The sequence below is a fragment of the Mycobacterium sp. genome, assembly GCF_035314665.1.
In the GTDB taxonomy this organism is placed as follows: Bacteria; Actinomycetota; Actinomycetes; order Mycobacteriales; family Mycobacteriaceae; genus Mycobacterium.
In genome coordinates, this window is sequence record NZ_DATFZD010000239.1 from 1 (window position 1) to 9,578 (window position 9,578).

The 9,578-nt window shown below is 70.2% G+C and carries 3 protein-coding genes and 1 pseudogene; 2 read left to right on the forward strand and 2 right to left on the reverse strand.

From position 1 onward, the window contains the following. Together VKI00_RS17500 and VKI00_RS17505 are read left to right on the forward strand one after the other, a co-directional pair. A partial coding sequence (locus tag VKI00_RS17500) for an SDR family NAD(P)-dependent oxidoreductase (RefSeq protein WP_324439542.1) occupies positions 1-2,702 on the forward strand: 2,702 nt, incomplete at its 5' end. Positions 2,703-2,716: 14 nt separating this feature from the next. After that, positions 2,717-8,251, forward strand: coding sequence for a carboxyl transferase domain-containing protein (locus VKI00_RS17505; RefSeq protein ID WP_324439544.1), 5,535 nt, complete (start codon positions 2,717-2,719; stop codon positions 8,249-8,251). Here VKI00_RS17505 and VKI00_RS17510 read toward each other — a convergent pair. Both VKI00_RS17510 and VKI00_RS17515 read right to left on the reverse strand, forming a co-directional pair. Beyond that, positions 8,240-9,013 carry a 4'-phosphopantetheinyl transferase family protein gene (locus VKI00_RS17510; protein WP_324439546.1) on the reverse strand — a complete coding sequence of 258 codons (774 nt, stop codon included), beginning with the start codon at positions 9,011-9,013 and terminating at the stop codon, positions 8,240-8,242. The two genes, VKI00_RS17505 and VKI00_RS17510, sit on opposite strands and share 12 nt — an antisense overlap. A 123-nt stretch (positions 9,014-9,136) precedes the next feature. Then, positions 9,137-9,578 (reverse strand): annotated as a pseudogene (locus VKI00_RS17515) (glycerol acyltransferase); the annotation flags it as partial.

Below are 9,578 nucleotides of genomic sequence, written 5' to 3' on the forward strand. Positions count from 1 at the left end.
TCGACCTCGACCTGGAAGCCGACCTCGGCGTGGACACCGTCAAACAAGCCGAGATCTTCGCCGCCATCCGCCAGCATTACGGCGTCGCCCGCGACGACACGGTCAAACTGCGCGACTTCCCCACCCTCACCCACGTCATCGGCTGGATCCACGACAAAACCGAGGCCACCCCGCCCCCAAAAGCACCCAGTGACACCGCCGCCGCGGCCAAACCCAGCGCAGCGGCGTCGGCGCCGACGGTCAAGGGCGACATCGCCGCGACCGACCGGATCCCGCGCCGGGTGCCGATACCCGTACTGCGGCCGGACCTCGCCGCCTGCGTGCCGACCGGGGTGAGCCTGGGCGCCGGCACCCGCGTGGTGGTGATGCGCGACGACGGCGGGGTCGCGGACGCGCTGATCACCCGGCTGGCGCGGCTCGGAGTCGACGTGGTGGAGCTGCGCCCCGACGACGACATCTCCACCGTGCTCACCGATGCGGCAGTGGACGGCGTGTACTGGCTGCCGGCGCTCGACGATGAGGGCGGCCTGCAGGACATGGACCTTCCCCACTGGCAGCAGGCTCTGCGCCGCCGGGTCCGCGACCTCTACCTGACGATGCGCCGGGTATACGAGCGGAGCCCGTTCCTGGTGGTGGCCACCCGCCTCGGCGGCTACCACGGCTACGACCCGGCAGGGGCGACATGCCCGCTGGGCGGCGCTGTCACCGGGTTCGCCAAGGCGTACCGCCGTGAGAAGCCCGACGCGCTGGTCAAGGCCGTCGACTTCCCGGTCAGCCGGAAAACGTCGGCGTTGGCCGACATGCTTGTCGACGAGACGCTAAGCGACCCGGGCTGCGTGGAGGTCGGCTACGCCGACGGTCGGCGCTGGGGGGTCGGCCTGGCGCAGCGCCCCTTCTCGGACGTGCAGGAAGACACGCTCGGCCCCGAGCCGGTGTTTCTCGTCACGGGCGCCGCCGGCAGCATCGTGTCGGCGATCACCGCCGACCTGGCCGCGGCGTGGAGTGGCACCTTCCACCTGCTCGACCTCACCCCCGAGCCCGACCCGGTCGACCCAGATCTGCGCCGCTACGCCGAGGACCGAGACGGCTTCAAAGGCGAACTCGCCGAACGGATGCGGGAGCATGGCGAGCGGCCGACGCCGGTGCTGATCGAGCGGGAGTTGGCGCGCTTCGAGCGTCTGCAAGCCGCGCTGGCGGCAATGCGGGCTGTCGAGGAAGCGGGCGGTACGGCCCACTACCACAGCGTCGACCTCACCGACGCCGGTGCGGTCGAGAAGGTGATGGTCCAGGTGCGCGACACCAGCGGGCACGTCGACGTGTTGTTGCACGCTGCGGGAATCGAGGTCAGCCATTCCCTGCCCGAGAAGGGACCACGCGAGTTCGACCTGGTACTCGGGGTCAAGGCCGACGGTCTGTTCAATGTGCTGCACGCCGCCGACGAACTGCCGCTCGGAACCGTCGTCGCGTTCAGTTCGGTGGCCGGTCGGTTCGGCAACGTCGGGCAGACCGACTACAGCGCCGCCAACGACCTGCAGTGCAAGGTGCTGAGCAGCCTGCGTCGCACCCGTCCCGACGTGCGCACGCTGGCGATCGACTGGACCGCGTGGGGCGGCATCGGCATGGCGGCCCGCGGATCGATCCCGAAAATCATGGCGGCGACCGGAGTCGACATGCTGCCACCGGAGGCGGGCGTGGCGTGGATCCGGCGGGAACTGAACACCGGCATACCCGACGGCGAGGTCGTCGTCGCCGGCGCGCTCGGCGCGATGGCCGCCGAGTTCCACGAGACCGGCGGCATCGATCCGGCGTGCCTGACCGTTGACGGGCCGATGCTCGGCGAGGTCGTCCGGGCCAGCGTCCACGACGGGCTGGTCGTGCGCACCACGCTGGACCCCACCGCGCGGCCGTTCCTGGATCACCACCGCATCGACGGCACGGCAGTGCTGCCCGGAGTGATGGGCATGGAGCTGTTCGCCGAGGCTGCCCGAGTGCTTGTCCCCGATCTGCACGTCGCCGCTGTCGAGAACGTGGATTTCCGCGCGCCGCTGAAGTTCTACCGCGATGAGCCCCGCACGCTGACCGTCACCGCGTTGCTCCGCCCGGACGGCGACGACCTGCTCGCCGAGTGCCGGCTGTCGGCGGACCGCAACGTGCCCGGCACTGACCAGCCGCAATCCACCGTGCACTTCACCGGCTCGGTACGGCTGACCAGCGATCCGCCTGTGCTGACCGGCGACGAGGCGGCGCCCGGCGACGACACTGCGGCGCTCACTGCCGAGCAGGTCTACCGGCTGTATTTCCACGGCCCGGCCTACCAGGTGGTCGGTTCTGCGTGGAGGCACGGCGACGGCGCGGCAGCCCGGTTCGCCGCGGACCTGCCGCCGCAGGTCGATGCCCCGGTGCTCATCGGCCCACGTTTGGTCGAACTCTGCTTCCAGACCGTTGGCCTGCTCCAAGCCGGCACCGACGGGATCCTCGCCCTGCCGCTGCGCGTCGGCGCGGTTCGGCTGGCCGGTCGGCCGGAGGAGCGGCCGGGACTCGTGGCGACCGCGCGCCGCGACGGGCACGGCGGCTTTACCTGCACTGTGCGCGACGACGACGGCAGGCTCGTACTTCGCCTTGACGGGTACCGCACGGTTCCACTGCCAGATCCCCCGCCCGGCGAGGTCATCGCCCCGATACGCGAGGTGATCGGCGATTGACGAGACGTACCGGGATGGACAGACCGATTCGGCGGCTGGGCATCGTCAACCGCGGCGAGCCGGCTGTCCGCGCCCTGACCGCGGTGGCCGACCTGAATCAGGCCGGGGGGCCGCCGATTCGCACCGTCGTGCTGTACACCGACCCGGACGCCGACGCCTGGTACGTGCGGCAAGCCGACGAAGCGGTGTCGCTCGGGACGGCGACGTTCATCGATCCCGCCGACGGCACGCGCCGGTCCCGCTACCTCGATGAGCCGGCGGTGATCGCGGCGCTGCGCGGCGCCGAGGTGGACGCGGTGTGGGTCGGCTGGGGGTTTCTGGCCGAGCATGCGTCGTTCGCCCAGGCGTGCGAGGAAGCCGGCATCACCTTCGTCGGCCCCGACAGTGCCACGATCCGCCGGCTCGGTGACAAGGTGGCTGCCAAACTGTTGGCCGAGCAGGCCGACGTCCCGGTGGTGCCGTGGAGCCGCGGGCCGGTCGAAGACGTCGCGGAGGCGACGAGGCTGGCGGCGCAGCTGGGCTATCCGCTGATGGTCAAGGCCGCCTCCGGCGGCGGCGGGCGCGGGATCCGGATAGTCCGCGACGACGACGAACTCGCGGCCGCGCTGCCATCGGCAAGCGCCGAGGCGGCGTTGGCGTTCGGCGACCCCACGGTCTTCCTCGAGAAGCTGGTGCCGGCTGCCCGCCATGTGGAGGTGCAGGTCATCGCCGACGGCTACGGCACCACGTGGGCGGCCGGCGTTCGAGACTGCAGCCTGCAGCGCCGCCACCAGAAGGTCCTCGAGGAGTCGGCGTCGACGGTGCTCGACGCCACGAAGGAACAGGCGATCCGTGACGCGGCCGTCCGATTGTGCGCCGCGGCGGGCTACCGCAATGCGGGCACCGTGGAATTCCTGGTCGATCCCGCCACCGGCAGCTTCCAGTTCATGGAGGTCAACACCAGGCTGCAGGTCGAGCACCCGGTGACCGAGGCGACCACCGGGCTGGACTTGGTCAAGCTGCAGCTGCACGTCGCGCAGGGCGGCCGGCTCACCGGCACACCACCCGAAGTGTCCGGGCACGCGATCGAGGCGCGGCTGAATGCCGAGGATCCCGAGAACGGGTTCGCCTCCGCGCCGGGCCGGCTCACCCGGCTGCGCCTGCCGGCGGGCGCCGGCATCCGCGTCGACGCCGGCGTCCGCGAAGGCGACCGGATCCCCGCTGACTTCGACTCGATGATCGCCAAGATCGTGGCGTGGGGCAGCGACCGGGACGAGGCACTGGCCCGCCTGCGACGGGCGTTGCGCGAAACCACCGCAGTGGTCGAAGGCGGCACCACCAACCGCTGCTTCCTACTGACGCTCCTCGACCGGCCCGAGGTACGCACGGGCGAATTCGACAACCACTGGCTGGATCGGCTCACGGGCGAGGGGGCGCACCTGCCGGCCCCCGATCCGGTGGCCCTGGTGGTGGCCGCCGTGGAGTCGTACGACCTCGACGAGGCCGCCGAACGAGCGGCCTTCCACGCCCGTGCGGCGCGAGGCGGCGCCGAGTCCGCGGCCGGGGTGGGCCACCGCTGCCGGCTCCGCTACCGGGGCCAACAGTACGGCCTGCACGTCTACCGCACCGGCGGTCGCACATACCGTGTCACCTCCGGCGTCGCCACCGCAGACGTCGTCGTCTCATACCGCGACGGATACGAGCGGCGCGTCGTCGTCGGCGACCGGATGCACCGTGTCGTCTCGGTCATGGAAGGCGCCATGCTGCGGATCGACGTCGACGGCGCTGCGCATGCGGTGTTCCGCGACGACGGTGGGGTTGTGCGCTGCCCCGGACCGGCGTTCGTCCTGTCGGTCCTCGTGGAACCCGGGGACCGGGTCGCCGAAGGTGACCCGCTCGCCGTCGTCGAGAGCATGAAGATGGAGAACACCATCACTGCACCCTTCGCCGGCACCATCGCCACCGTGGAAACCGCTGCGAACATGCAGGTCGAGGCCGGCGCGCCGCTCGTCCGCGTCGCGACCTCCGACATCGATCAGGGCCAGCCGGCCGGCGCCGTTGACTTCGCCGGGCTGGCCGCTGCCGAGCCCTCCGGCACAGCTCCCCCCGAGCAGGTGTACGAGGCGCTGCGCAGCTACCTGCTCGGCTACGACCTGGACCCCGGCTCGGTGCAGACGATGCTGACCCGGCAGCAACGGCTCAGCGAGACCGCGGCGCCGGCCGAAGCCGATCTGCTGCGGTGCGAGGACGACCTGCTGGATCTGTTCGCCGACGTCAGCTCGCTGTACCGGCCGCGCGGTGAAATCGATCCCGAGGTGGCGCTCGTCACCGGTAGCACCCAGGAGTACCTGCTGTCCTACCTGCAGTGGCTTGACGCCGACCGGGCCGGCCTGCCCGACTCGTACCGGCGGCGGTTGGACCGAGCGCTGCAGCGCTACGGAGTTCAGGGGCTGGACCGGACCCCGGAGCTGGAAGAAGCCGTCGTCTGGATGTTCCGCTCGTTCCGCCGGGTCGCCGACCTGGTGCCTGCGGTTACCGCGATCCTCGAGCGCCGGCTCCACCACCAGAGCGAGCTGATCCATCTCGCCGACGCCGAAATGCGGACACGGCTCGACCGGCTGGCCGCCATCCAGGGCCGCCAGCGGGTGGTCGCGGATCTGGCCCGCGATGTGCGGTTCCACTACTTCGACGAGCCGCTGCTGGCCGTCACCGTCGCCGACGAGTACACCCGGGTGCGGCGCGATCTGAACGCGCTGAGCGACGATCCCGACGGCCCGGAGCGGGTCGACCGCATCGACCGCCTCGTCGGCTGTCCGCAGCCGCTACGCGCAGAGTTGCTGCATCGGTGGCGCGGCAGCACGGATCCGGCGCTGCACCGGGCGCTGCTGGAGGTCTACCTTCGGCGCTTCTACCGGATCAGACAACTTCGCGACTTCGCGTTCACCGAGCATGACGGGTGGCTGCTCGGATCCGCCGACTATGACATGGGGGACATCGGGGATCAGCCCATCCATGTGGTCACCGCGTACACGCCTCTGCTGAAGCTGCCGGAGCTGTCGCGGGCGGTAGCCGGGCATCTCGGCACGGCCGGCATCGGACGGCAGGTCGTCATCGACCTCGCGCTGTGGCGGCACGGCGAGACCACAGAAGCCGACATCGTCGTCGACGAGGCGGAAAAACTGCTGGCCGACTGCGACTTCGGGCGGCTGCTGCGGCGGCTGGATCTCACCGTGACGACCCTGGAGGGAACGGCACCGGAGCGCTTCCGCACCTACCACCTGACCTACCGGCAGCGCGACGGCCAGTTCGTCGAAGAAACGCTCTACCGCAATCTGCACCCCATGATCGCCAAGCGTCTGGACCTGTGGAGGCTGTCGAACTTCACGCTGCGCCGCCTGCGCTCGGCCGAGGACGTATACGTGTTCCACGGCGTGGCGCGCGAGAACCCAGCCGATCAGCGGCTTTTCGCGCTCGCCGAGGTGCGCGACCTCACCCCGCTCCGGGCCGACAGCGGTGACGTGCGCTATCCACGGCTGGAGCTGATGGGCCTGGAGGCGCTGTCGGCGATGCGGGAAGCGCTGGCCGAGTTCGACGCCAAGACCCGACCGGCGGCCAACCGGATAGTGCTGTATGTCCGTCCGCCCTGGGATGTGCCCCGCGATGCCTGGCCCGAACTGGCCCGGTCGCTGGCACCGCTGGCCGTCGGCACCGGCCTGGAGAAGGTGGTACTGCGCGTGCGGCTGCCCGACGGCCGCGACCGCGTGCTCGACGTGGAGGGTCTCGGCGGGGGCGTCACGGTGCGCGAACGTCCGCCGGGTCGGGAGCCGATCCGGTCGCTGTCGCCGTATCGGCAGAAGCTGTTGCGCGCCAACCGGTTCGGCGTCCCCTACCCGTACGAGATCGTGCGGATGCTCACCCCGCCGGCCGAGGCCGTGGCACGGTTCCCACCGGGGGAGTTCATCGAGCACGACCTCGACGAGAGCGGTGGGCTCGTCCCGGTGTCGCGGCCATACGGGCAGAACAGCTGCAACATCGTCGTCGGCCTGCTGCGCAACGACACCGAGAAGATGCCCGAAGGGATGAGCCGCGTGGCGATGTTCGGCGATCCCACCCGTGGGCTCGGCAATCTCGCCGAGCCCGAGTGCCGCCGGATCATCGCGGGCGTGGACCTGGCCGAGCGGATGGGGATACCGGTCGAATGGTTCACGCTGTCCTCCGGCGCGAAGATCGCGATGGACAGCGGCACCGAGAACATGGACTGGATCGGCGCGGTGCTGCGCCGCCTTATCGAGTTCACCCAGCGCGGCGGCGAGGTCAACATCGTGGTCGCCGGGGTGAACGTAGGTGCTCAGCCGTACTGGAACGCCGAGTCGACCATGCTGATGCACACCCGCGGCATCCTGGTGATGACACCCGCCAGCGCGATGGTGTTGACGGGCAAGCAGGCGCTCGACTTCTCCGGCGGAGTGTCGGCCGAGGACAACTTCGGCATCGGCGGCTTCGACCGGATCATGGGTCCCAACGGCCAGGGCCAGTACTGGGCGCCTAGCCTCGCCGACGCGTGCGACATCTTGTTGCGCCACTACGAGCACACCTACGTCGTCCCCGGCGAAGCATGGCCACGCCGGCGGGTCACCACCGACCCCATCGACCGGGATGTCCGCTCATCGCCGCACGCCCCGATCGCCGGCTCCGACATGGCGACCGTCGGCGACATCTTCTCTGGTACGCACAACCCCGAACGCAAGAAACCGTTCGACATGCGCTCGGTCATGCGTGCAGTCGCCGACGAAGACTCCGAGCCGCTCGAGCGTTGGGGCCAGTGGCGGGCCGCCGAGACCGCGATCGTATGGGACACGCACATCGGCGGCATCCCGGTGTGCCTGATCGGTATCGAATCCCAGACGTTGCCCCGGCGCGGATTCGTGCCGGCCGGCGGACCGTCATCGTGGTCGTCCGGCACGCTGTTCCCGCAGGCGTCTCGCAAGCTCGCGCGCGCGATCAACGCCGCCAGCGGCAACCGCCCACTCGTCGTGCTGGCGAACCTGTCCGGCTTCGACGGCTCACCGGAGTCGATGCGCCGTTGGCAGCTGGAGTACGGCGCCGAGATAGGCCGCGCGGTGACCAACTTCCGCGGCCCGATCGTCTTCGTCGTCGTCTCCCGCTACCACGGCGGCGCGTTCGTGGTGTTCTCAAAAGCTCTTAACGAACGGCTGGAGAACGCCGCCGTGGAGGGCTCGTTCGCGTCGGTGATCGGCGGCGCGCCGGCTGCTGCCACGGTGTTCGCTCGCGACGTCGAAGCACGCACCCAGCAGGACCCCCAGGTGCGCGAAGCCGGCGAGCGGGTGCGGCAGGCGACGGGCTCCGAGACAGGCACGGCACGGGCCCGTCTCGCCGAGATCACCGCGGCCGTACGCTCCGCGAAGCTCAGCGAAGTTGCCGAGGAATTCGACCGGATCCACACCGTCCAGCGAGCGCTGGCCGTGGGGTCGGTGGACCGGATCATCACCGCCGAGGCGTTGCGGCCCTACATCGTCGACGCCGTCGAGCGAGGCATGTCAGCCGTATAGCGGCCGGTCCAGCCACGAGTGCCGCGGCGCTGCGGACCCGAGGACGCCCGGGTCGCGAAGCGCGACCGGGGGCGGCGTGGCCAGTTCCGCGGCGACGGTCAGCAGAAAGCGGCCGTCCCGCCGCCACCAGCCGGGGAATACCCGGCCTTCGACGGCACGCACGGTCAACGCGCCCCAGCCGTCGTCGCGTGGGGCGGCCAGCGCGACCTCGACCGAACGGGTGTCCCGCCGCAGTCCGGTGCGCAACACCTTCAGTGCGCTCTCCTTCGCCGACCAAATCAGGTTTGCGGCCGCATCGCGTTGGTCACCGGCGGGACGGGCGGCTACCAGGCGCTGCTCGGCAGCGGTGAGAAAGTCGGTCACGAAGCCGGGTGTCCGCGGCTCGACCAGTTCGAGGTCACAGCCGACCGCCGGCGAGTCGCTTGGGCATGTCACACACACCGCCCAGCCGGCCCGGTCGCTGATCGACACCCCGAGAGCCAGCGGATCGCCGTCGACGACAACGTATGGCGCACCGCTGGGCGCATTGCGCACCTCGATGCGGGCGAGCACGCCCGGGTCGGTGGCTTCCCCAATCACCGACGCGACGGCCTGCTTGGTGACAAACCGGCGCAGCAGGTACTCGGTGCGCCGCTTGGTGTACCGCAGCCCCGCCAGGATGGCCGCCTCGCCGGGCGCCAACCATTGTTCTCCGGGGGGTAGCGCGTCCTCGCCCAGCGCGAGCCACCGATGCCCGCCCTCATCGGCCGGGAGCTGTGGCATGGCACCTCCAGAGAACTGTTCTTCCGCCGAATCTACTGCCGGCCACAATGTTCGCGTCCACGGTCGACAAAGGGGCCGCCGCTGACATCGGATGCCAGGGTCGATTTTGCGTCGCACATGTGATTAGCCCAGCACTGGGAACCGGCGCTGGCGGCCCAGTCGGTCGAGAGCGCTCTGCATTACGGAGCGGACGTGGGCGTCGACCTGGTCGACGTCGGGGTCATCGCCGAATTGGGCGACGATGTCGATCGGCTCCAGCACCTGGGTGACGATTTTCGAGGGCAACGGCATGTTGGCTGGGAAGAACGTAGTCAGACCGAACGGGAAACCCACGGCAAGTGGCAGTATCTCCACCCGTATGCGCTTGAGGCCCAAGCGCTTCGCCAGCCGATTGCCGCGGGTCAAGAACAGCTGGGTTTCCTGCCCCCCGATCGACACCGCAGGCACGATCGGCACGCCGGCCTCAATCGCGGCCCTGACATATCCTGTGCGGCCGTCGAAGTCGATGACGTTCTGGGTCAGCGTCGGCCGAAACGAGTCATAGTCCCCGCCGGGAAACACCAGG

Bases quoted from the DNA above. Each gene is read 5' to 3' on its own strand.
- VKI00_RS17505 (WP_324439544.1), top strand. From the start codon at position 2,717: ATGGACAGACCGATTCGGCGGCTGGGCATCGTCAACCGCGGCGAGCCG.
- VKI00_RS17510 (WP_324439546.1), bottom strand. From the start codon at position 9,013: ATGCCACAGCTCCCGGCCGATGAGGGCGGGCATCGGTGGCTCGCGCTG.